At 64.0% G+C, this 20,965-nt stretch carries 21 protein-coding genes; 10 read left to right on the forward strand and 11 right to left on the reverse strand.

The features are described 5' to 3' along the window. Window positions 1–17 precede the first annotated feature (17 nt). The 4 genes from HJ583_RS01040 to gatC are packed head-to-tail and all read right to left on the reverse strand — an operon-like array spanning window position 18 to window position 3,450. The gene (locus HJ583_RS01040) at window positions 18–1,118 is read right to left on the reverse strand and encodes a phosphonoacetaldehyde reductase (RefSeq protein WP_170019747.1); all 1,101 of its coding nucleotides are present in this window, start codon (window positions 1,116–1,118) and stop codon (window positions 18–20) included. A 4-nt stretch (window positions 1,119–1,122) separates the two neighbouring features. Next, window positions 1,123–2,574, reverse strand: coding sequence for an Asp-tRNA(Asn)/Glu-tRNA(Gln) amidotransferase subunit GatA (gene gatA / locus HJ583_RS01045; RefSeq protein WP_170019749.1), 1,452 nt, complete (start codon window positions 2,572–2,574; stop codon window positions 1,123–1,125). Continuing rightward, complete coding sequence (gene lpcA, locus HJ583_RS01050; RefSeq protein WP_101942012.1) at window positions 2,571–3,155, reverse strand: D-sedoheptulose 7-phosphate isomerase; 585 nt, start codon at window positions 3,153–3,155, stop codon at window positions 2,571–2,573. The genes gatA and lpcA overlap by 4 nt, the downstream gene beginning before the upstream one ends. A gap of 7 nt (window positions 3,156–3,162) precedes the next feature. Then, window positions 3,163–3,450, reverse strand: coding sequence for an Asp-tRNA(Asn)/Glu-tRNA(Gln) amidotransferase subunit GatC (gene gatC, locus HJ583_RS01055; protein ID WP_101942011.1), 288 nt, complete (start codon window positions 3,448–3,450; stop codon window positions 3,163–3,165). Window positions 3,451–3,589: 139 nt separating this feature from the next. Here gatC and HJ583_RS01060 point away from each other — a divergent pair, with 139 nt between their 5' ends. The 9 genes from HJ583_RS01060 (at window position 3,590) to lipA (ending at window position 12,474) form a co-directional block, all read left to right on the forward strand. Then, the gene (locus tag HJ583_RS01060; RefSeq protein WP_101942010.1) at window positions 3,590–4,633 is read left to right on the forward strand and encodes a rod shape-determining protein; all 1,044 of its coding nucleotides are present in this window, start codon (window positions 3,590–3,592) and stop codon (window positions 4,631–4,633) included. A gap of 98 nt (window positions 4,634–4,731) precedes the next feature. Then, window positions 4,732–5,850 (forward strand): rod shape-determining protein MreC, encoded by a 1,119-nt coding sequence (gene mreC, locus HJ583_RS01065; RefSeq protein WP_170019751.1) that lies wholly within the window; start codon window positions 4,732–4,734, stop codon window positions 5,848–5,850. A 3-nt stretch (window positions 5,851–5,853) separates the two neighbouring features. Next, window positions 5,854–6,375 (forward strand): rod shape-determining protein MreD, encoded by a 522-nt coding sequence (mreD, locus tag HJ583_RS01070; RefSeq protein WP_101942008.1) that lies wholly within the window; start codon window positions 5,854–5,856, stop codon window positions 6,373–6,375. Between the two features lie 77 nt (window positions 6,376–6,452). Next, window positions 6,453–8,351 carry a penicillin-binding protein 2 gene (gene mrdA, locus HJ583_RS01075; RefSeq protein ID WP_170019753.1) on the forward strand — a complete coding sequence of 633 codons (1,899 nt, stop codon included), beginning with the start codon at window positions 6,453–6,455 and terminating at the stop codon, window positions 8,349–8,351. Then, window positions 8,344–9,477 carry a rod shape-determining protein RodA gene (gene rodA, locus HJ583_RS01080; RefSeq protein WP_170019756.1) on the forward strand — a complete coding sequence of 378 codons (1,134 nt, stop codon included), beginning with the start codon at window positions 8,344–8,346 and terminating at the stop codon, window positions 9,475–9,477. Before mrdA ends, rodA begins: the two co-directional genes overlap by 8 nt. A gap of 25 nt (window positions 9,478–9,502) precedes the next feature. Then, window positions 9,503–10,537, forward strand: coding sequence for a septal ring lytic transglycosylase RlpA family protein (locus HJ583_RS01085; protein ID WP_170019759.1), 1,035 nt, complete (start codon window positions 9,503–9,505; stop codon window positions 10,535–10,537). A 38-nt stretch (window positions 10,538–10,575) separates the two neighbouring features. Continuing rightward, window positions 10,576–10,845 carry a YbeD family protein gene (locus tag HJ583_RS01090; protein WP_101942004.1) on the forward strand — a complete coding sequence of 90 codons (270 nt, stop codon included), beginning with the start codon at window positions 10,576–10,578 and terminating at the stop codon, window positions 10,843–10,845. Next, complete coding sequence (gene lipB, locus HJ583_RS01095; protein ID WP_170019761.1) at window positions 10,845–11,480, forward strand: lipoyl(octanoyl) transferase LipB; 636 nt, start codon at window positions 10,845–10,847, stop codon at window positions 11,478–11,480. Before HJ583_RS01090 ends, lipB begins: the two co-directional genes overlap by 1 nt. Window positions 11,481–11,499: 19 nt before the next feature. Further along, window positions 11,500–12,474 (forward strand): lipoyl synthase, encoded by a 975-nt coding sequence (lipA, locus tag HJ583_RS01100; protein ID WP_170019764.1) that lies wholly within the window; start codon window positions 11,500–11,502, stop codon window positions 12,472–12,474. A 65-nt stretch (window positions 12,475–12,539) separates the two neighbouring features. On the opposite strand, the gene HJ583_RS01105 is transcribed toward lipA, so the two are convergent. The 3 genes from HJ583_RS01105 to ilvD form a co-directional block, all read right to left on the reverse strand. Next, the gene (locus HJ583_RS01105) at window positions 12,540–12,977 is read right to left on the reverse strand and encodes a PilZ domain-containing protein (RefSeq protein ID WP_170019766.1); all 438 of its coding nucleotides are present in this window, start codon (window positions 12,975–12,977) and stop codon (window positions 12,540–12,542) included. Between the two features lie 153 nt (window positions 12,978–13,130). Then, the gene (locus tag HJ583_RS01110; RefSeq protein WP_170021283.1) at window positions 13,131–13,343 is read right to left on the reverse strand and encodes a DUF3820 family protein; all 213 of its coding nucleotides are present in this window, start codon (window positions 13,341–13,343) and stop codon (window positions 13,131–13,133) included. 42 nt (window positions 13,344–13,385) lie between these two features. Further along, window positions 13,386–15,248 carry a dihydroxy-acid dehydratase gene (ilvD, locus tag HJ583_RS01115; protein ID WP_170019768.1) on the reverse strand — a complete coding sequence of 621 codons (1,863 nt, stop codon included), beginning with the start codon at window positions 15,246–15,248 and terminating at the stop codon, window positions 13,386–13,388. Window positions 15,249–15,350: 102 nt separating this feature from the next. Between ilvD and lgt the strand changes: the two genes are divergently transcribed. Further along, window positions 15,351–16,244, forward strand: coding sequence for a prolipoprotein diacylglyceryl transferase (lgt, locus tag HJ583_RS01120; RefSeq protein WP_170019770.1), 894 nt, complete (start codon window positions 15,351–15,353; stop codon window positions 16,242–16,244). Window positions 16,245–16,540: 296 nt separating this feature from the next. Here the strand turns inward: lgt and HJ583_RS01125 are convergent, their stop codons facing one another. From HJ583_RS01125 to hemE, 4 genes are all read right to left on the reverse strand, one after another. Then, the gene (locus tag HJ583_RS01125; protein ID WP_170019772.1) at window positions 16,541–16,936 is read right to left on the reverse strand and encodes a type II toxin-antitoxin system death-on-curing family toxin; all 396 of its coding nucleotides are present in this window, start codon (window positions 16,934–16,936) and stop codon (window positions 16,541–16,543) included. Further along, window positions 16,933–17,157 (reverse strand): AbrB/MazE/SpoVT family DNA-binding domain-containing protein, encoded by a 225-nt coding sequence (locus HJ583_RS01130; RefSeq protein ID WP_170019774.1) that lies wholly within the window; start codon window positions 17,155–17,157, stop codon window positions 16,933–16,935. The genes HJ583_RS01125 and HJ583_RS01130 overlap by 4 nt, the downstream gene beginning before the upstream one ends. A 72-nt stretch (window positions 17,158–17,229) precedes the next feature. Beyond that, on the reverse strand, window positions 17,230–19,413 hold the full coding sequence (locus HJ583_RS01135; RefSeq protein ID WP_170019776.1) for a primosomal protein N': 2,184 nt from the start codon (window positions 19,411–19,413) through the stop codon (window positions 17,230–17,232). Window positions 19,414–19,827: 414 nt separating this feature from the next. Continuing rightward, on the reverse strand, window positions 19,828–20,889 hold the full coding sequence (gene hemE / locus HJ583_RS01140) for a uroporphyrinogen decarboxylase (RefSeq protein WP_170019778.1): 1,062 nt from the start codon (window positions 20,887–20,889) through the stop codon (window positions 19,828–19,830). Window positions 20,890–20,965 lie beyond the last annotated feature (76 nt).

Raw genomic sequence — 20,965 nt, forward strand, 5'->3', positions numbered from 1 at the left:
AGATCGGGAACAGCTTCTTAAAGGCGCAGGCCCTTGGCGATGAAGTTGTGGCCCTTGGGGTTGTGCATGTGTTCCAGCACGATGCGTGCGCGCTCCGATTCGGAGAGTCCCCAAGCCTTCGGCTCGGTCGGCACTTCGAGCTTGTAGAGCAATTCGCATAGACGGGCGACGGGATCGGTTTCGCTCGGCCCGTAGATGCGGCTGAGCACGGCATCACGCTCCGCGCTGTTGTTCTGGGCTTGCTGCCAGACCCAGGGCAGTGACCATGAGCTGGCCAGTCCGTGCGGAGTGCCCTGTTTGATGGTCAGCGGGTAGGACAGGGCGTGGGCCAGTGCGGTGCGGGTCTGGGCCAGACACAGGCCGGCCTGCCAGGCCGCGCGGGCGATCATGATGCGGGCCTTGAGGTGGCCCTGGAAGTGCCAGGCGATCGGCAACTTGGCGATCAGGGTGCGCGCAGCTTCAACGGCGAGCAGATCGGTCATCGGTGTGGCATTCACGTTCCAGATCGCTTCGAGCGCGTGCGACAGCGCATCCAGCCCGGCGTTGCGCATCACCAGTTTGGGCTGGCTCAGGGTCAGCTCCGGGTCGATCAGGGCCGTCTCGGCATACATGCGCGACTGGTGCAGGGTGAATTTCGTCGGGTTTGCGTCGCGCGTATCCCACAGCACCGAGAAGGGCGTGACCTCGCTGCCACTGCCGGCAGTGGTCGGCACCGCAATCATGCGCAGGCGTTTGACCACCGGGGTGCTGCGCGTGATCAGGTCGAAGAAATGGCCGGACTCGGGCAGGCACAGCAAGGCCTTTGCATAGTCGATGACGCTGCCACCACCGACGGCCACCACCAGCTCCACGCGCCGTTCTCGCCAGATGCGCTCATGGGCCTGCTGCACATCCTTGAGCTCGGGGCGGCTGGGCACCTCGTCGATGAGATCCACCAGGCGATCACCGAGCAGGCCCTTCAGGCGTGCCAGCAAGCCGATTTCGCGGGCACTCTTGAAAGTGACCAGCAGCACGCGGCGTTTGCCGACCAGCTCCGGCAGATGCTCCAGACTGCCCGGTCCGAAGATCGTACGGACCGGGTTGTAGTGCTGGAAGTCGAAGCCGGTTTCGTGCGGCATCTACTCAGGCTTGTGGCCGCTGTAGATGCCAGTCGGTGGCTTGTTGCAGCTGGTGGGCTACGTTCAGGAGGCGCGCTTCGCCGAAGTAATTGCCGATCAGCTGCAGGCCGACCGGCAGTTTCTCGGCCGAGAAGCCGGCCGGGGTGGACAGCGCCGGCAGGCCGGCGAGGTTCACCGCGATGGTGTAAATGTCCGCCAGATACATCTGCACCGGATCGTCGGCCATCTGGCCAATGCCCCAGGCAGCGGTCGGCGCCACCGGGCCGGCGATGATGTCGCACTGGCTCAGGGCCTGCTTGAAATCCTCGGCGATCAGGCGGCGCAGCTGCTGGGCCTTGATGTAATAGGCGTCGTAGTAGCCGTGCGAGAGCACATAGGTGCCAACCAGAATGCGGCGCTGCACTTCCTTGCCGAAGCCTTCCGAACGGCTCTTGGCGTACATCTCCGCGAGATCCTTGTACTCGGCGGCACGGTGGCCGTAGCGCACGCCGTCGAAACGCGACAGGTTGCTTGACGCCTCGGCCGGCGCGATCACGTAGTAGGCAGGGATGGCCAGATGCGTGTTGGGCAGGCTGACTTCGACCGTGCTGGCGCCGAGCTTGCGCAGTTCGGCGAGCGCGTTTTCGATAGCGGCGCGCACGTCTGCTGCCAACCCTTCGCCGAAATACTCTTTCGGCAGGCCGATCTTCAGGCCGGCCAGCGGCTGGCTCAGTTGCGCGCTGTAGTCGTCCTTGGCGCGCTCAAGGCTGGTCGAGTCACGCGAATCGAAGCCGGCCATGTGGTTCAGCAGCAGGGCGCAGTCTTCCGCAGTGTGGGCCATCGGGCCGCCCTGATCGAGCGAGCTGGCGTAGGCCACCATGCCGTAGCGCGACACCGTGCCGTAGGTCGGCTTGATGCCGGTGATGCCGCACAGGCCGGCGGGCTGGCGGATCGAGCCGCCGGTGTCGGTGCCGGTCGCGGCCGGGATCATGCCGGCGGCCACGGCAGCGGCCGAACCACCCGATGAGCCGCCCGGCACGCGGGAAAGATTCCAGGGGTTCTTCACCGCGCCGTAGGCCGAGTTCTCGTTGGTCGAGCCCATCGCGAATTCGTCGCAGTTGGTCTTGCCTAGACTCACCACGCCGGCCGCCTTGAGCTGGCTGACGACATGCGCGTCGTAGGGGCTGACGAAGTTGGCGAGCATCTTCGAGCCGCAGGTGGTGAGCACGCCTTCGGTACAGAAGATGTCCTTGTGCGCGATCGGCAGGCCGGCCAGCGGGCCCGCGGTACCGGCGGCAATCGCCGCGTCGGCGGCGTCGGCGGCGGCCAGCGCACCAGCACGGTCGACGGTGATGAAGGCGTTGATCGCGGCGTTCTGCGCCTCGATGCGGGCGAGGTAATCCGTCACCAGCTCGCGGCTGGAGATTTTCTTGCTGGCGAGCTGTGCTTGCAGGGTCTTGAGGGTCTGGAGGCTCATTTTGCGTCGACGTAGCCCAAGCCGATCTCGACATGGTCGATCAGGGCGTGGATGAACTTGATGTGGATTTCCTGGATGCGGTCGGCGTAGCCGAAGTGCGGCACGATGATCTCGGCGTCAGCCAGCCCCTTCATCTTGCCGCCGTCCTTGCCCATCAGCAGGATGACCTGCATGCCGCGCGCCTTGGCGGCCTTGGCGGCAGCGAGGATGTTGGCGGAATTGCCAGAAGTGGAAATGCCGAAGAACACGTCGCCAGCGCGGCCAAGGGCCTCGACCTGACGGCTGAAGATGAACTCGAAACCGTAGTCGTTGCCCACGCAGGTGATGTGCGAGGGGTCGGAAATGGCCAGCGCGCCGAGCGCCGGGCGGTTGTCGCGGTAGCGGCCGGAGAGCTCTTCGGCGAAGTGCATGGCGTCGCAATGCGAGCCGCCATTGCCGGCCGAAAGGATCTTGCCTCCGGCCTTGAGGCAGGCCACGAGGATGTCGCCGGCCTTGTCCACCTCATTGAGCAGGGCCTGGTCGGCGAGAACACGGGTCAGCAGTTCCTGACCTTCTTGCAGATGCTGGAGAAGACGGCTCATGACTTCCTCACTCGATGACTTTGGGGACGAGATAGAGGCCGGCTTCGGCCTCGGGGGCGACAGCCTGGTAGGCGGCGCGGCGGTCGGTTTCGCTGATGGCGTCCGGGCGCAGACGCTGGACAACATCCTGCGGGTGCGACATTGGAGCGACGCCGGTGGTGTCCACGGCCTGCATCGCTTCGATGAGGCCGAAAATTCCGTTCAGCTTGGCCTGGGTGGCCGTGGCGTCAGCGGGGCTGAGTTCGATGTGGGCGAGTCGGGCGATGCGCTCGACCTGTTCCAGCGAGAGAGACATGTTTCGGGGCCTCTGGGGGATCAAGTCCACCGTCAGGCGGACACATTGGAAACAACGGGATAGGGTAACATACGCGGTTTCTCACGGTCCGGGTTTGCGCACGGCGCGCCATGCCCGTCACACAGAGGTAGCTCTCCCCATGTTCGGACTCCTGCGTTCCTATTTTTCCAACGACCTGGCCATCGACCTTGGCACGGCCAATACCCTGATCTACGTGCGCGGCAAGGGCATCGTGCTGGACGAGCCCTCGGTGGTGGCGATCCGTACTGAAGGCGGCCCGAACGCCAAGAAGACGATTCAGGCTGTTGGCCACTCGGCCAAGCAGATGCTGGGCAAGACGCCGGGCAATATCACGGCGATCCGCCCGATGAAGGACGGCGTGATCGCCGACTTCACCGTGACTGAGCAGATGCTCAAGCAGTTCATCAAGAAGGTGCACGATTCGCGCCTCTTCTCACCCTCGCCCCGCATCATCATCTGCGTGCCCTGTGGTTCGACCCAGGTCGAGCGCCGTGCGATCCGTGAGTCCGCACTGGGCGCTGGCGCCTCGCAGGTCTACCTGATTGAGGAGCCGATGGCTGCTGCCATTGGTGCTGACCTGCCGGTGGCGGATGCCACCGGTTCGATGGTGGTGGACGTCGGCGGCGGCACCACCGAAGTGGGCGTGATCTCGCTGGGCGGCATGGTGTATGCCGGCTCGGTGCGCGTGGGCGGCGACAAGTTCGACGAAGCCATCGTCAATTACATCCGTCGCAACTACGGCATGCTGATCGGCGAAACCACCGCCGAATCGATCAAGAAGACCATCGGCTCGGCGTTCCCGGGGTCCGAAGTGAAGGAAATGGAAGTCAAGGGCCGCAATCTGGCCGAAGGCATTCCGCGTTCCTTCACGATCTCGTCCAACGAAATCCTCGAAGCGCTGACCGACCCGCTGAATTCCATCGTCTCGGCGGTGAAGATCGGCCTCGAACAGACTCCGCCGGAGCTGGGCGCCGACATCGCCGAGCGCGGCATGGTGCTCACCGGTGGTGGTGCCCTGCTGCGCGATCTGGATCGCCTGCTGATGGAAGAAACCGGCCTGCCGGTGATCGTGGCCGAAGACCCGCTGACCTGCGTGGTGCGCGGCTCGGGGCTGGCGCTGGAAAAGATGGACAAGCTCGGTTCGATCTTCGCTTCCGAGTGATTTGCAAGGTGAGGCAGAACAGCTTCCCATGGAACGCGCCGCAAGGCGCGTTGTCTTGTCTTCTGCCTTACCCCTTTCCCGCCTTCTATCGCTGAGTCATGGTCACCGGCCACCAGACCCCTCCCTTCTTCAAGCGTGGCCTGCCCCTGCCGGCCCGGGCGACGATCTTCCTGTCGATCAGCCTGTCCCTGCTGGTGGCTGACCTGCGTCTGAACTATCTGGAAACGCTGCGTCAGGCGCTCACCGTGCTGAGCTACCCGCTGCAGATCGCGGCGGCGACGCCGGCCGAGTTCGTCAGCAATACGGCGACTTACTTTTCCGGGCTGGCCAGCCTGAAGCGCGAGAACCAGCGCCTGCAGGCTCAGCAGCTGGCGATGGCCGAGAAGCTGCTGTTTGCTGAGCAACTGCAGCAGGAGAACGCCACGCTGCGTGGTCTGCTGAAGGTGAATCGCGCCATCGGTCTGCGCACGATTGCGGCTGAAATCGTGTTTTCTGCGCGTGACCCCTTCTCGCGCAAGGTGATCCTCGACAAAGGCAGCATGCAGGACATTGAGCCCGGCTCGCCGGTGGTCGATCCGCAAGGCCTGATCGGCCAGGTGACCCGCGTTTTCCCCCTGCATGCCGAGGTCACCCTGCTTTCCGACAAAGAACAGGCCATTCCGGTGATCGTCGAGCGCAGTGGCCTGCGCGCGGTGATGTTTGGCAGTGGCAACGGTTTGCTGGAGCTTAAGTTCCTCGCCGCCAATGCGGAGGTCAAACCGGGCGACCGCATCCTGACTTCCGGGCTGGATGGCCTGTTTGCACCGGGCCTGCCGGTCGCCACGGTGCTCAAGGTGACGCGTGACAGTGCCGAGTCGTTTGCCCGCATCCTGTGCAAACCGATCGCCAGCGTGGAGCGCAGCGGCGCCGTGCTGGTGCTGTCGCGGACCGATCCGGCGCCGCAGCGGCCGGCGGATGATCGCGACGAGGCTTCGCGCCGCGCCTCGGCGGGACGTATCCGCAACCGGGTGAGCCAGGCTTTCCCCGAGCCCGTCGCGGCAGACTCGGCCCCGGCGGCCGGTGCTTCCGCGCCGCAGCCTGCGACTACTGCACTGCAGGCTGCGGCCTCGGCACCGACGCCGGCTCCCCTGGCCAGCGCACCGGTCGTCAGTGCTCCTGTGGCGGCCCAGAGCACACCCAGAGCGGCGGCCAGCAACCCCGCACCGAAGGGAGATTGAGGCATGCTGCCGAATCACCGCTCCTCCCGCCTGCTCCTGCCTGTGCGCATGGGCTTCGTTTGGTTCAGCCTGCTGGTGGCCCTGGTGCTCAGCTGCATCCCGGTTGGCCGGGTTCAGGCCATGCCGGATTTCGTCGCCCTGGTGCTGGCCTTCTGGTGCATCCGTGAGCCGCACCGGATCGGCATGGGGGCCGGCTTCTGCCTCGGTCTGCTGGTTGATGTGGCGCATGGCTCAGTGATGGGCCAGCATGCTACGGCCTACATCCTGCTGGCCTGGGCGGCCCAGGCCAATTCGCGCCGTCTGCTGTGGTTCTCGCCTTCCACCCAGACCCTGCACATGGTGCCGCTGTTCCTGATGGTGCAAGTGGTGATGCTGGTGCTGCGCATGCTGGCGGGCGGGCGTTTCCCGGGCTGGGAGTACTTCTTCACCTGTTTCACCACGGCCGTGCTGTGGCTGCCTGCCTACTATCTGCTGCTCTTGCCGCAGATGCGGCCGATTGATCGCGATGAGAATCGCCCCCTGTAGGGCTTTGAGCGTCGGAATACGGGCCTAGGCTCGCGCCCCGCCCGCTTCCCCGCTCACTGCTCCTGACTCCCGACACCATGGAATTCAAGGCCCCCGAACAGGAACTCTCCCGCTTCCGCGCCCGCGTGGCGGCTGCGGCTGCCTTCGTGCTGCTGGGCTTTGGGCTGATCGTGGCGCGCTATGTGTATCTGCAGGTGCTGCGCTACGACTATTACGCTACCCGCGCTGAAGAGAACCGCATCTCCTTGCTGCCGATCGTGCCCAATCGCGGGCTGATCACGGATCGCAATGGCGTGGTGCTGGCCCGCAACTACTCGGCCTACACCCTCGAAATCACGCCCTCCAAGGTACATAACCTGGATGACACGATCGACGAGCTGGCCGAGTTCATTGACATCCAGCCCAAGGACCGGCGGCGCTTCCGCAAGCTGCTCGAAGAGAGCAAGAACTTCGAATCCTTGCCGATCCGCACCCGCCTGACGGATGAAGAGGTCGCCCGCTTCATCGCCCGCCGCTACAAGTTCCCGGGGGTGGACATCAAGGCGCGGCTGTTCCGCCAATATCCTTTCGGCGAACTGGCTTCGCACGCCATCGGCTATATCGGTCGGATCAACCAGAAGGAAATGGCGAAGATCGAGGACGACGAAGACCTCGCCGCCAATTACCGGGGGACCGAACACATCGGCAAGACCGGGCTGGAGCAGAGCTACGAGAAGGAACTGCACGGCGTGACCGGCTTCGAGCAGGTCGAGGTGGACGCTTCCGGCCGGGCCGTACGCTCCCTGGCACGCACCCCGCCAGTGCCCGGCAACAATCTGCAGCTGACCATGGATTCCGAACTGCAGCGGATTGCCGAACAGGCTTTCGGCAACCGCCGCGGTTCGTTGGTGGCCATCGAACCCGGCACCGGCGGCGTGCTGGCCCTGGTGTCCACGCCGCGTTTCGATCCCAACCTGTTTGTTGACGGAATCACGCCGGATAACTGGGATGTGCTCAACACCTCGCTGGATCGCCCGATGATCAACCGGGCGCTCAATGGCGCCTATCCGCCCGGTTCCACCTTCAAGCCCTTCATGGCGCTGGCCGCACTCGAAACCGGCAAGCGCACGCCGCACCAGGCCATCTCGGACCCGGGCTATTTCGTGTTCGGCAACAACACCTTCCGCGATGACAAAGTCGGCGGCCACGGCATGGTCGACATGGTCAAATCCATCATCGTCAGCTGCGACACCTATTACTACCTGCTGGCCAACGACATGGGGATCGACCTGATCTCCGAGTTCATGGGCAAGCTGGGGCTGGGCAGTCGTACCGGCATCGATATTGATGGCGAGTCCACCGGCGTGCTGCCTTCCCAGGCCTGGAAGAAGAAGCGTTTCAAGAAGCCCGAGCAGCAGAAGTGGTATGCCGGCGAAACCATCTCGATCGGCATCGGTCAGGGCTACAACGCCTACACCCCGCTGCAGTTGGCGCACGCCACCGCCACGATTGCGGCGGGCGGCGTGATGTACAAGCCGCACATCGTGAAGTACGTGGTGGATGCCCAGAACGGCGCGAAACGCGTGATCGAACCGACGCCGCTGGCCGATCTGGGCTTCAAGCCCGAGAACGTCGAGGTCATCCGCAAGGGGATGGTCGGCGTGATCACCAGTGGTACTGGCGCCCGCGCCTTTGCCGGAGCGAAGTACCAGGCGGCCGGCAAGACCGGTACGGCCCAGGTCTTCTCGCTCAAGGGCGCCAAGTACAAGGAAAGCGATACGCACGAGCGCCTGCGGGACCACGCCTTGTTCATCGCTTACGCCCCTGCCGACAATCCCAAGATCGCACTGGCGGTGCTGGTCGAAAACGGTGGTTTTGGCGCCGCAGCTGCCGCGCCGATCGCCCGCCAGGTGCTGGACTACTATCTGCTGGGTATCAAGCCGGCAGGTGCGGCGCCGGAAGACCCGGATGCCGACCCGGAGCATGCCCATGATTAACCTCGCCGACATCCGCCTCGGTGCCTTGCGCCTGGTGCGGCCGATCGACCCCTTCCTGCTGGTCATCACGGCCGCCATCATTGCGGTGGCCACCCTGATGCTCGGAAGCTCCTCGCCGGAGCGCATGAACGCCCACCTGGTCAACGTCGGGGTGGGGGTGGCGGTGATGTGGGCGATGGCCAGTCAGCCACCGCAGCGCCTGCACAGCTTCGCCCTGCCGCTGTATGTGGTGGGGGTGCTGCTGCTGATCGGTGTGGCCCTGTTTGGCGATGTGTCCAAGGGCGCGCGGCGCTGGCTCAATCTGGGCGTGATGCGGATCCAGCCCTCCGAGCTGATGAAGATTGCCATGCCGCTGATGCTGGCCTGGTACTTCCAGAAACGCGAAGGCAGCCTTAAGGTCCGCGACTTCTTCGTCGCCACCCTGCTGCTGATGGTCCCTGTCGGCCTGATCATCAAGCAGCCGGATCTGGGCACCTCGCTGCTGGTGCTGGGCGCGGGTTTCTTCGTGATCTTCTTTGCCGGCCTGTCCTGGAAGCTGATCATCCCGGTGGCCGTGCTGGGGACCGCGGCGATCATTGCCATCATCAGTTATGAATCCCAGATCTGCGCACCCGAGGTAGCCTGGCCCGGTCTGCACGACTACCAGAAACACCGCGTGTGCACCCTGCTCGATCCTTCATCGGACCCGCTCGGCAAGGGTTTTCACACTATCCAGTCCACTATCGCGGTGGGCTCCGGTGGTCTCGTCGGCAAGGGCTGGCGCCAGGGCACCCAGACCCATCTGGATTTCCTGCCCGAACGCCATACCGACTTCGTGCTGGCCGTGATCTCGGAAGAGTTCGGCCTGGCCGGCGTGCTCCTGATCGTGGTGCTCTACTGCCTGTTGATCGGGCGTGGCCTGATGATTGCCGCCAATGCTGCGACCCTCTTTGGGCGCCTGCTGGCAGGTTCGATCACCATGATTTTCTTCACCTATGCTTTTGTGAACATGGGCATGGTGGCCGGTATCCTGCCCGTGGTCGGGGTGCCCCTGCCCATGGTGAGCTACGGCGGCACCGCGCTGGTGACCCTGTGCCTGGGTGTGGGAATCCTGATGAGCGTGCAGCAGCATCGTCGTCGGCGCTGAAGCCGGGGCGGGCAGGAGATATCCGATGCATTCCTTTCATTCCGTGAATCTGCTCGTCGTTCTCGCCATGCTGCTGCTCGCGGCCTGCGCCAGCACCCCTTACGAGGAGAGCACGTCGCCACGTCCGGCTCCGGTACAGAAGCCGGTTGCCGTGCCTGCCAAGCCGGCGCCTTCCTCTCCCGTCCTTACCCGGAAAGGTGGCGGTTTTTACAAAGATGACGGTCCCGGCGAAGACGTGCCGCCCAATCTCGATGAGATCCCGGATGCGGTGCCGCGCCGTGAGCCGATACGCCCCGCCAATGCACGTCCCTATGAAGCACTGGGCCAGACCTTCAAACCGATGCAGGCCCTCGGTCCCTTCAGTCAGACCGGCGTTGGTAGCTGGTACGGCAAGAAGTTTCATGGCGCGAAGACCAGCAGCGGCGAGCGCTACGACATGTACGCGATGAGTGCCGCCCATCCCACGTTGCCACTGCCCAGCTATGCGCGCGTGACCAATCTCGAGAATGGCCGCAGCGTGGTGGTGAGGGTCAATGATCGCGGCCCTTTCCTGCACAGCCGCATCATCGATCTCTCTTATACCGCTGCCTACAAGCTCGGCTATGTGAGCAAGGGCAGCGCCCGCCTGCAGGTGGATGCCATCACTGCAGAAGAAATCGACAGCGGCGTGTATGCCCGGACCCCTGCCTTGCCACCGGCGCAGGTCGCGAGTGCTGCGCCTGCGGAAGCGCCGTCCCGGCCCGTGATTGAGCCGGTCACGCCGGATCCGCTTGAAGCCCTGGCCACTGCGGTGCCGGCCGTCGAGCCCGCCGCGCCTGCGCCGCTGGTGGCCAGCGGCGTCTTCCTGCAGCTTGGCGCCTTTGCCTCCAGTGCCAATGCTGACGGTTTCCGCGACTATGTGAAGAATGAACTCAAATGGCTGGGGCAGGACGTCAGCACCCACCTCGTCGGTGACAAGTACCGCCTGCGGGTCGGCCCCTTCAACGATGCCGCCGAGGCTCGTCGTGTTGCCGACCGGATTGCCGCCGCCATCCGCATCAAGCCCTTTGTCGTGCAGTAAGCGCTTGAAAAAGCAGCCACATCCCCCATCTGCCTGAAATGACTGAAACCCGCCAGAGCCTCCTCGAATTCCCCTGCGACTTTCCGCTCAAGATCATGGGCGCGCGCCACGATGAATTCGCCCAGACCATTGCCGCCGTGGTGCTTCGCCATGCGCCGGACTTCAACCCGGCCACGATGGAGATGCGTCCCAGCAAGGCAGGCAACTACCTGTCGCTGACCTGTACCATCCGCGCCACCTCTCAGCTGCAGCTCGATGATCTATACCGCGAACTCTCTTCGCACCCGATGGTGAAGGTGGTTCTGTAATGGAGGCTGCGTCCTGCGTCGTCCGCGAGTTGGGCGTCGTCGGCTATGCAGAGACATTTGAAGCTCAGAAGCGCTTCACTGCCGAGCGTGGGCCGGAGACCCCGGACGAACTTTGGCTGCTGCAGCACGAGCCGGTCTACACCCTTGGCTTGGCTGGCAAGCCCGAGCACCTGCTGATTCCGAGTGAAGTGCCGGTGGTGAAGATTGACCGCGGTGGTCAGATCACCTATCACGGGCCGGGGCAGGCCGTCGTATACCTGCTGATTGATCTGGCCCGCCGCAACCTCAAGGTGCGTGAGCAGGTCACGCTGATGGAGCAGGCCATGCTCGACGTGCTGGCCAGCCACGGCATTAGCGCCGAACGCCGCGACGGCGCGCCCGGGGTGTACGTGAAGGATGCCAAGATCGGCGCGCTGGGCCTCAAGATCTCGCGCGGCTGCAGCTATCACGGCCTGTCGCTGAACGTGGATCTGGACCTGGCTCCCTTCCTGCGAATCAACCCTTGTGGCTACGAGGGTCTTGCCAGCACCAGCCTTAAAGAGCAAGGAGTCACTGTCGGCACTGACGCAGTGCTGGCACAATTGGCGACCCGCCTGAGTGAATTACTCGACCGTGACTACCCCCGCACGGCATAGAACAGAAAGACCCAACCCGATGAGCAGCGAAGCCTCCAAGAAACTCCGTGGCGCCGACAAGACCGCACGCATCCCGATCAAGATCGTGCCGGCTGAAAAGCTGCGCAAGCCCGACTGGATCCGTATCAAGCTCGGTACTGCCGAGGAGACCGCGCGCTTTAACGAGATCAAGGACACCCTGCGCGATCACAAGCTGCACACGGTGTGCGAGGAAGCCTCCTGCCCCAACATCCACGAATGTTTCGGCAAGGGCACGGCCACCTTCATGATCATGGGTGACATCTGTACGCGCCGCTGCCCCTTCTGTGACGTCGGGCACGGTCGCCCCGAGCCGCTCAATGCGGATGAGCCGAAGGAGCTGGCCAAGACCATCGCCGCGATGCGCCTGAAGTACGTAGTGATCACCTCGGTGGATCGCGACGATCTGCGCGATGGCGGTGCGAAGCACTTCGTTGAATGCATCCAGGCCACCCGTGAGGCCAGCCCGCGCACCCAGATTGAAGTGCTGGTGCCGGATTTTCGTGGCCGCATGGAAGTCGCGCTGGAGATCTTCAAGAATGCGCCGCCGGACGTGATGAATCACAACATGGAAACCGTGCCGCGCCTTTACAAGGCAGCGCGTCCCGGTGCCGACTACGCCTATTCGCTCAAGCTGCTGAAAGAGTTCAAGCTCATGCATCCGGGCGTGCCGACCAAGAGTGGCCTGATGGTTGGTCTGGGCGAAACCGACGAGGAAATTCTCGAAGTGATGCGTGACATGCGTGCCCATGATGTCGAGATGCTCACCATTGGCCAATACCTCCAGCCCTCTGGCGGCCATTTGCCAGTGCTGCGCTACGTGACCCCCGAGACCTTCAAGATGTTCGAGACCGAGGCGCTCAAGATGGGCTTCAAGAATGCAGCCTGTGGCCCGATGGTGCGTTCCAGCTACTGGGCAGACCAGCAGGCGCATGGGGCCGGTGTGGTGGATGAGGCCAGCCTGCAGCGCAGCTGAGCCTGGGCGTGTAGTGGATGTGAAAAAGGCGACCTCAAGGTCGCCTTTTCATTTGGCTTCAGTTTTCAGCTGATATGCGGGAATTTGGCCGCATAAAGATTGATCCACTCGAAGGCCGCGGTGGCGCTGTCGATATCGCGCCCTTCCTTTTTCATGACCTCACGGCGATAGCGCTCGATGTAACAGAGTTGCTCCACCATGCGGACGGCGAAAGCATCTTCATGGGCTTCGAACTGGATCCCCAGCTCATAGCAGGTATGGGAGTGGCGGCACCATTTCACGGCGCCTTTGGCGCGGAAAGGTTCGCGACCGATGGGGATTTCAACAGACACCTCGCTGCCAACCGGCAGGGGTTCTTCCGAGCGGCAGGCGAGGCCGCCGACGCTCACATTGGCAAGGCGGCGCAGGCTGCGCCCCTTGTGGCTCTCGCAGTGGATATGGATGGGCAACTCCGATGGGTGACGGAGATAGGCTCGATCCTGATGGCAGACGGATGCGTTCACGTTTTTAGCCCGGACTCTCTGTTGCTCTGAAGCTAGTATGACGGCAGCGTCAGCGCCATCTTGAGGGCTCGCCCGTAGAGACAGGTGTCACACTGGACACAATAAATTGCACCGAACCTGAGTTTTGTGCGCCCTAAGCAGGCGGATCCGGGATCAGCGCGACCGCAGTGGATCGAGCAGGCCGCGCAGATTGTTGTGATCGAGTTCGTACATCAGGGCCAGTAATTGACCTAGCTCGCCCTTGGGAAAGCCCTCGCGCGAGAACCAGCCGAGGTAATGCCCGGGGAGGTCGGCTATCTTCCTGCCCTGGTACTTGCCGAAGGGCATTTCGCGGCTGAGGAGCTTTTCGAGAAGTTCGGGTGACAAGGCGGGGGCGGGGAAGGGTAGGCCTTCCCCGCTGGGCATCGATCAGCGCTTGAGCTGGTTGATGTCGCGCACCGCGCCAGTGTCGGCCGAGGTGGTCAGCGCCGCATAGGCCTGCAGGGCGGCGGAAACGTGACGCACGCGGTTGACCGGCTTCCAGGCGTCCGGGCCGCTGGCATTCATGGCAGCGCGGCGCTTTTCCATCTCGGCGTCCGAGATCTTGAGGTTGATGCTGCGGGCCGGGATGTCGATCTCGATGGTGTCGCCATCCTCGATCAGGCCGATTTCACCGCCCATGGCCGCTTCAGGCGAAGCGTGGCCAATGGAGAGGCCCGAGGTGCCGCCGGAGAAGCGGCCATCGGTGAGCAGGGCGCATTGCTTGCCGAGCCCGCGGCTCTTCAGATACGAGGTCGGGTAGAGCATTTCCTGCATGCCCGGGCCGCCCTTGGGGCCTTCGTAGCGGATGATCACCACGTCGCCGGCCTGCACTTCTTCATTCAGGATGCCTTCCACGGCGTCGTCCTGACTTTCATAGACGCGGGCGCTGCCGGTGAACTTCCAGATCGATTCGTCGACGCCGGCCGTCTTCACGATGCAGCCATTGCGCGCGATGTTGCCCTTGAGCACGGCCAGACCGCCGTCCTGAGAGTAGGCGTTCTGCTTGTCGCGGATGCAGCCCTTGCTGCGATCCATGTCCAGCTCGGGGAAGCGCTGGTTCTGGCTGAAGGCCACCTGGGTCGGCACGCCGCCGGGGGCCGCGCGGTAGAACTCGAACACGGCCGGGCTGCCGGAGTGCATCACGTCCCATTGCTCAAGCGCGCCCTTCAGGGTGTGGCTGTGCACCGTGTAGGTGTTGTGGTTGAGCAGGCCCGCGCGATCCAGCTCGCCGAGGATGCCCATGATGCCGCCGGCGCGATGCACGTCTTCGATGTGGAACTTGTCGGTCATCGGCGCCACCTTGCACAGGCAGGGCACGCGGCGGCTGATGCGGTCGATGTCGGCCATGGTGAAGTTCACCCCGGCTTCGCTGGCGGCCGCCAGGAGGTGCAGCACGGTGTTGGTGGAGCCGCCCATGGCCACGTCGAGGCTCATGGCGTTCTCGAAGGCCTCAAAAGTGGCGATCGAGCGCGGCAGCACCTTGTCGTCGTCTTTCTCGTAGTAGCGCTTGGCCAGTTCGACGATGGTGCGGCCAGCCTTCAGGAACAGGCCCTTGCGGTCGGCATGGGTGGCGACGATGGTGCCGTTGCCGGGCAGCGAGAGGCCCAGCGCTTCGGTCAGACAGTTCATCGAGTTGGCGGTGAACATGCCGGAGCAGGAGCCGCAGGTCGGGCAGGCGCTGCGCTCGACTTCTTCGACTTCGGCATCCGAGATGTTCTTGTCGGCGGCCTTGACCATTGCATCAACCAGATCGAGCTTGATGACCTGTGCCTTGCCATCCTTCACCAGGGTGGCCTTGCCGGCTTCCATCGGGCCGCCGGAAACGAAGATCGTCGGGATGTTCAGGCGCAGGGAGGCCATCAGCATGCCCGGGGTGATCTTGTCGCAGTTCGAGATGCACACCATCGCGTCGGCACAGTGGGCGTTGACCATGTACTCCACCGAATCGGCGATCAGCTCGCGGCTGGGCAGGGAGTAGAGCATGCCGCCGTGGCCCATGGCGATGCCGTCATCCACCGCGATGGTATTGAACTCCTTGGCCACGCCGCCGGCTGCCTCGATCTCACGTGCTACCAGCTGACCCAGATCCTTGAGGTGCACATGGCCCGGTACGAACTGGGTGAAGCTGTTGACCACCGCGATGATGGGCTTGCCGAAATCGCCATCCTTCATGCCGGTGGCACGCCACAGCGAACGGGCGCCGGCCATGTTGCGGCCGTGGGTGGAAGTGTGGGAACGATACTGGGGCATGGTGTTTTTCTCCGGGTGCGCGCGGCGGCAAGGAGGAATAAGCGGATTGTCGCGCCGGTGTGGTTCAATTGAGCCCTCAATTCTAGCCTGCCGCTGCTCAAGATGCCTGCCCTGCCTTTCATCCATCCGCAGTTCGATCCGGTGGCCCTTGCCATCGGTCCACTGGCCGTACGCTGGTATGGCCTGATGTACCTGCTTGCTTTCTTGTTCTTCATCGTGCTCGGTCGCCAGTACATGCAGCGTCGGCCCGATATGGGCTGGACCCGTGAGGCGCAGGACGATCTGCTCTTCTACGGCATGCTCGGCGTGATTCTCGGCGGGCGCTTGGGCTATGTGCTCTTCTATAAGGCGAGCTTCTACTTCTCGCATCCGCTCGAAATCCTCAAGGTATGGGAAGGCGGCATGGCCTTCCACGGCGGCCTGCTCGGCGTGCTGATCGCGCTGTGGCTGTTCGGCCGCAAGAGCGGGCGCCACTTCCTGCAGGTCGGCGATTTCGTCGCGCCGCTGGTTCCGACCGGGCTGGCGGCGGGGCGCATGGGCAACTTCATCAATGGTGAGCTGTGGGGCCGCGTGACGGCGCCGGATGCGCCCTGGGCGATGGTGTTCCCGCAAGCCTGGCAGGCCGATGCCAAGCTGGTGGCGGCCGATCCTGCCTTGCAGACCTCGCTCGTGCAGTATTTCGAGCCGGTTAGCCAGCAGATGGTTACGGGTTTGCCGCGCCACGCTTCGCAGCTGTATCAGTTCGCGCTCGAAGGCCTGAGCCTGTTCGTGATCCTGTGGCTGTTCTCGCGCAAGCCGCGGCCGATGGGCGCGGTGTCCGGCCTGTTCCTGATCGGCTACGGCTCCTTCCGCTTCATCGCCGAATTCGCCCGCGAGCCGGACGACTTCCTCGGCCTGCTCGCCGGCCACCTGTCGATGGGGCAATGGCTTTCGCTGCCGATGATCGCTGCCGGTGTGGCGATGATGATCTGGGCGTATCGGCGCAAAGCGGCCTAGGGTCTGTTGATAATCACTCGCCGGATCGCGTTGAAGCGTATGGCTTGCGGGACAAGGCGCGCGACGCAGTGCGGGGTGGCTCCCCCGCACAAGGAGTGCAACGTAGTAGCGCAAGCCATACGCTTCAACCCTCCGGGCTCGGGCGCGTTGGGCGCGGCGCCGCGTTGCAGCTTCTCGTCAGGGGGCCGCCCTGACTTCGGCGCTGCGCCTTGCTCCGCACTCAACGCGCCGCGAGCGCGACCGGCGGATGATTGTCAACAGACCCTGGGAGCAGGCGCTGGCGGCCGGAAGCTTGCTCAGCGCGGCGCGAGGTGTTGGCGCAGCCAAGCGGCGAAAGTGGCTTCATCGATGTCGCCGGCGGCTATACCCAGCATGACCTGAGTGGCTTCCAGCTGGCTGGCCGCCAGACGCTGGCCGTTGGCAAAAAGGAACATGCCCAGCGACAGGAAGGCAGCGCGCTTGTTGCCATCTACGAATGGATGGTTCTTGGCCAAGCCGATCACATAGGCTGCTGCAAGCTCAGCCAGATCCGGTTCACCGTAGTGGGCCAGGTTTGGGGCGCGTGCCAAAGCTGAATCCAGCAGGCCTTCGTCGCGGATGCCCGGCAGGCCTCCGTGCACGGCGAGGCTTTCATCGTGAAGCAGCAGCAAGCCGGGCTTGCTGACCCAGCGCCAACTGCCCTGGCCGCTCATTTCGCCAGCGCGTGAAAGGTGTCGCGGAATTCACGCATGAACTCGCGCCCGGCTTCCAGCTGCTCCTCCAGGGCCGGATCGTAAGGCGTGAGTGCCAGACCGTTCGGCGTTTCCGAGAGGAACAGGCTGTCACCCTTTTCCACTTTCAAGCGAGCAAGCGCTTCCTTCGGCAGGATCACGCCCATCGAATTGCCGATCTGGGTGATTTTGAGTGCGAGCATGATGGGCTTTCTGACGGTGTTATAACAATTGTTATATTAGCCTGCTCGCAGCGAAATTCAAAAGCGCTTCGCTTACAGCTCGCCCGGATCGACGTCGATGTGCCAGCGCAGATCCTTGGGGCTCTTGAGCGCGTAGAGCTGCGGCATCAGTTCGGTGAGCATGGCTTGCAGGCCTGGGCGGGTGTCACATTCGATCACCAGCTGGGCGCGTTCCAGGCGTGCCTTGCGCACCAGGCGCATGGGCACCACATCGAACAGGCGTACCGGGCTCTGCAGGGCTTCGGCAGCATGGCGGGTTTGCTGCAGGAAGGCCACGGCCGTATCCAGTTCCGGCGCTTCGGCGCGCAACACTGCGTGGAAGCCATAAGGCGGGAAGCCGGCGAGCTTGCGCTCGGCCAGTTCGCGCTTGGCGAAGCCGGGGTAGTCGCGGCGGGCGAGCGATTCGTAGAGCGGATGCTCGGGGAACTCGGTCTGGACCAGCACTTCGCCGGGCAGCTCGCCGCGCCCGCTGCGCCCGGCCACTTGCATCAGTTGCTGGAACAGGCGCTCGGGCGCGCGGTAGTCGGCGGCGTAGAGGCCCGCGTCGGCTCCGACGATACCGACCAGCGTGAGCATCGGGAAGTCGTGGCCCTTGGCGAGCATCTGGGTGCCCACCAACACGTCGATCTCGCGCGCTTCGATGCGGCCGCGCACCTCTTCCCATTGCGCTGGGGTGCGCACGGCGTCGCGGTCCACGCGTTCGATCCGGGCCTCGGGGAAGTGTTCGCGCAGACGTTCTTCCAGCCGCTGGGTGCCGCGGCCGAAGGCTTGCAGATCCTGATTGCCGCAGCCGGGGCAGATGTGTGGCACGCGGCCTTCACCGCCGCAATGGTGGCAGCGCAGCGAGCGGTCGGCGGCATGGAAGACCATGTTCGCCGAGCAGTGCGGGCAGGCGCTGATCCAGTTGCACTGCGGGCAGGCGATCACCGGGGCGTAGCCGCGCCGGTTGAGGAAGACGAGGCTTTGCTCGCCACGCTCGATACGCACCCGGATGCCTTCGATGAGCCCGGGCGAGAGGCCGTGATCGAGCTTCACGCGGCGCGTGTCGATGCGTCGCAGGCTGGGAGGTTTGTCGGCCACTGCGGGTAGCGGTAGGTCCAGCCGGGTGTAGCGCCTGGCTTCGGCGTGGAGCCAGGTCTCCAGTGAGGGCGTGGCCGAGCCGAGCACGATTGGCAGTTTTTCGTACGCGGCGCGCCACACAGCGAGATCGCGCGCCGAGTAGCGCAGGCTGTCCTGCTGCTTGAAAGAGGCGTCATGCTCTTCGTCAATCACGATCAGGCCCAGGCGCGGCAGCGGTACGAAGACCGAGAGGCGGGTTCCGAGCACGATGTCCGCCTCGCCTTTGAGCGCCTGCACGAAACCCAGCGAGCGCGCGCCATCGGCCATGCCGCTGTGCAGAGAAACGAGATTGGCGCCCGGGAAGCGGCTCGCCACGCGCTCCATCAATTGCGGCGTGAGGCCGATCTCGGGCACTAGCATCAGCGCTTGCTTGCCCGCCGCGAGAGTGTGAGCGATCTGGTGCAGGTAGACCTCGGTCTTGCCCGAGCCGGTCACGCCGAAGAGCAGGAAGGGTTTGAACGTGCCGGCCGCCGCATTGACGGCGCTCACGGCGTCGGCTTGCGCTTCGTTCAGCGTGAGTGCGCCGATCGGCTCGCGCTCACCGGCACGCGCTACGACTTCCAGCCAGCCCTTGTTGCGCGCCTCGCGGATCGCGCCGGAAGCATCGCCTTCCAGGTCGGTGAGCAACTGGCTGCGGCGGCGGGCGCCTGCGGCCTGCACCGCTTCGACGGCGGCCAGCGCCTTGGTGATCCGCTTTGCTTCGCCCAGTGCGGCCCGACCTTCGGCGGTGGTGGCCAGCCAGGGATCATCGTCGCGCGGCAGCTTTACGGTGCGGCGGATGCCCGGCGGCAGGGCAGCGGAGATGACTTCGCCCAACGGGTGCTGGTAGTAGCGCGCGGCGAACTGGGTGAGGGCCAGCCACTGGGCTGGCAGGGGCGGGATTTCGGCGAGCAGTTCGAGGATGGGCTTGAGCTTTTCGACTGGCAGCGCGTCAGGCGGGTCAATAGCGACAATTACGCCGGTTTTTTCACCCGGACCAAAGGGTAGGCGTACGCAGTGTCCGACTTCGGGCCGGGCTTCAGGTCCTGCCAGGTAATCGAACAGACGGGGCCTCGGAAGCGGCAGGGCGATGCGAACGATGCGGTGCGAAAGAGTCATCCCGGCGGAAGGCGAAGTCGATTTCAGATCAGTGAGTTGCGCGCTGAAGCTGAAGTTGTTTCGGCGCTTTGCACGGCAAGCATCTGCCGGGCTTGGGTCTTCTTTTTATCCACAAAAGCTGTGGATAAAAGTGTGGGTTGTAATCGCGCTGACGGTGCATGGACAGGGCTTGCTTCGTCTTTGTGATTCGTGTTAAAGGGGCTTCAAATAATAAAAACTTCTTTCTAATCAATGATATGAGTATGCAATAAGGGTTTGTGCTTAGCTGTGGAAGGAGCGGTGCCTGGCAGAACTGCGACTTGTGCATAAGTCAAGCCCCCTCAAACTCTTCCGCCAAGTGTTTGTTACTTAGTGCAAACCCAGTTGCAGCGGGCTTCACGCTTCCCCGGCTGCAATAAAACCGTCATTCCAGCTTCATGTGCGCAGGGCTCGGCTGTGGCGGTGCACAACGTCCACCAGAACGGCTACATTCTCCGGCGGGGTGTGCTGTGAAATGCCGTGACCAAGGTTGAAAACATGCCCTGGCGCAGGGCCGAAGGCCTCCAGCACACGGCGGGTTTCAGCGGCGACCCCTTCGGCCGAACCCATCAGGGAGATCGGATCCATGTTGCCCTGCAGCGCGACGCGACTGCCCACAAGGGCACGCGCTTGAGCGGGGTCAACCGTCCAGTCCAGCCCCAGCGAGTCGCAGCCGGTGTCGGCCATGTCGGTGAGCCACTGGCCGCCGCCCTTGGTGAACAGCACCACCGGCACGCGCTCACCGTTGTGCTCGCGCTTCACGCCAGCGACGATGCGGCGCATGTATTCGAGCGAAAACTCGCGATAGGCCGGGCCGCTGAGGATGCCGCCCCAGGTGTCGAACACCATCACGGCTTGCGCGCCATGCTCAATCTGCTGGTTCAGGTATTCGGTGACGGTGCGCGCATTCACGTCGAGGATGTGATGGAGCAGGTCGGGGCGCGAGTACATCAGCCCCTTGATGTGGCGGAAGTCGTCCGAGCCGCGGCCTTCGATCATGTAGCAGGCGAGCGTGAAGGGGCTGCCGGAGAAACCGATCAGGGGCACGCGATTGCCCAGTGCCTTGCGGATCGCGGCGACCGCGTTGAAGACGTAGTCGAGCTTTTCCATCGGCGCGACTTCCAGCGCGCGGATCGCGGCCTCATCGCGCAGCGGGCGGGCAAAGCGCGGGCCTTCGCCCTCGGCGAAAGACAGGCCCAGACCCATCGCGTCCGGCACGGTGAGGATGTCGGAGAACAGGATGGCAGCGTCAAGCGGGAAGCGCTCCAGCGGCTGGAGGGTGACTTCGGTGGCGAAATCGGCGTTGCGGCACAGGTCCATGAAGCTGCCGGCGGTAGCACGGCTGGCGCGGTATTCAGGCAGGTAACGGCCGGCCTGGCGCATCAGCCACAGCGGGGTGTAGTCGGTCGGCTCGCGCAGCAGTGCGCGCAGCAGGGTGTCGTTGGTGGGGCGGGTCATGGCAGGGCGCTCGGTTTGGGGTGGAGGGATTGTAAGTGAGACCGGACTGAGTAACGAGGACTGAGGGCTGAGTGAA

Source organism: Uliginosibacterium aquaticum (genome assembly GCF_012972705.2).
Classification (GTDB): Bacteria; Pseudomonadota; Gammaproteobacteria; order Burkholderiales; family Rhodocyclaceae; genus Uliginosibacterium; species Uliginosibacterium aquaticum.

Bases quoted from the DNA above. Each gene is read 5' to 3' on its own strand.
- HJ583_RS01090 (WP_101942004.1), top strand. From the start codon at position 10,576: ATGACTGAAACCCGCCAGAGCCTCCTCGAATTCCCCTGCGACTTTCCG.
- mrdA (WP_170019753.1), top strand. From the start codon at position 6,453: ATGGAATTCAAGGCCCCCGAACAGGAACTCTCCCGCTTCCGCGCCCGC.
- lipB (WP_170019761.1), top strand. From the start codon at position 10,845: ATGGAGGCTGCGTCCTGCGTCGTCCGCGAGTTGGGCGTCGTCGGCTAT.
- hemE (WP_170019778.1), bottom strand. From the start codon at position 20,889: ATGACCCGCCCCACCAACGACACCCTGCTGCGCGCACTGCTGCGCGAG.
- lgt (WP_170019770.1), top strand. From the start codon at position 15,351: ATGCCTGCCCTGCCTTTCATCCATCCGCAGTTCGATCCGGTGGCCCTT.
- HJ583_RS01085 (WP_170019759.1), top strand. From the start codon at position 9,503: ATGCATTCCTTTCATTCCGTGAATCTGCTCGTCGTTCTCGCCATGCTG.
- gatA (WP_170019749.1), bottom strand. From the start codon at position 2,574: ATGAGCCTCCAGACCCTCAAGACCCTGCAAGCACAGCTCGCCAGCAAG.
- HJ583_RS01130 (WP_170019774.1), bottom strand. From the start codon at position 17,157: ATGCTCGCACTCAAAATCACCCAGATCGGCAATTCGATGGGCGTGATC.
- mreD (WP_101942008.1), top strand. From the start codon at position 5,854: ATGCTGCCGAATCACCGCTCCTCCCGCCTGCTCCTGCCTGTGCGCATG.
- lpcA (WP_101942012.1), bottom strand. From the start codon at position 3,155: ATGAGCCGTCTTCTCCAGCATCTGCAAGAAGGTCAGGAACTGCTGACC.
- rodA (WP_170019756.1), top strand. From the start codon at position 8,344: ATGATTAACCTCGCCGACATCCGCCTCGGTGCCTTGCGCCTGGTGCGG.
- HJ583_RS01060 (WP_101942010.1), top strand. From the start codon at position 3,590: ATGTTCGGACTCCTGCGTTCCTATTTTTCCAACGACCTGGCCATCGAC.
- HJ583_RS01125 (WP_170019772.1), bottom strand. From the start codon at position 16,936: ATGAGCGGCCAGGGCAGTTGGCGCTGGGTCAGCAAGCCCGGCTTGCTG.
- HJ583_RS01040 (WP_170019747.1), bottom strand. From the start codon at position 1,118: ATGCCGCACGAAACCGGCTTCGACTTCCAGCACTACAACCCGGTCCGT.
- gatC (WP_101942011.1), bottom strand. From the start codon at position 3,450: ATGTCTCTCTCGCTGGAACAGGTCGAGCGCATCGCCCGACTCGCCCAC.
- HJ583_RS01135 (WP_170019776.1), bottom strand. From the start codon at position 19,413: ATGACTCTTTCGCACCGCATCGTTCGCATCGCCCTGCCGCTTCCGAGG.
- lipA (WP_170019764.1), top strand. From the start codon at position 11,500: ATGAGCAGCGAAGCCTCCAAGAAACTCCGTGGCGCCGACAAGACCGCA.
- ilvD (WP_170019768.1), bottom strand. From the start codon at position 15,248: ATGCCCCAGTATCGTTCCCACACTTCCACCCACGGCCGCAACATGGCC.
- mreC (WP_170019751.1), top strand. From the start codon at position 4,732: ATGGTCACCGGCCACCAGACCCCTCCCTTCTTCAAGCGTGGCCTGCCC.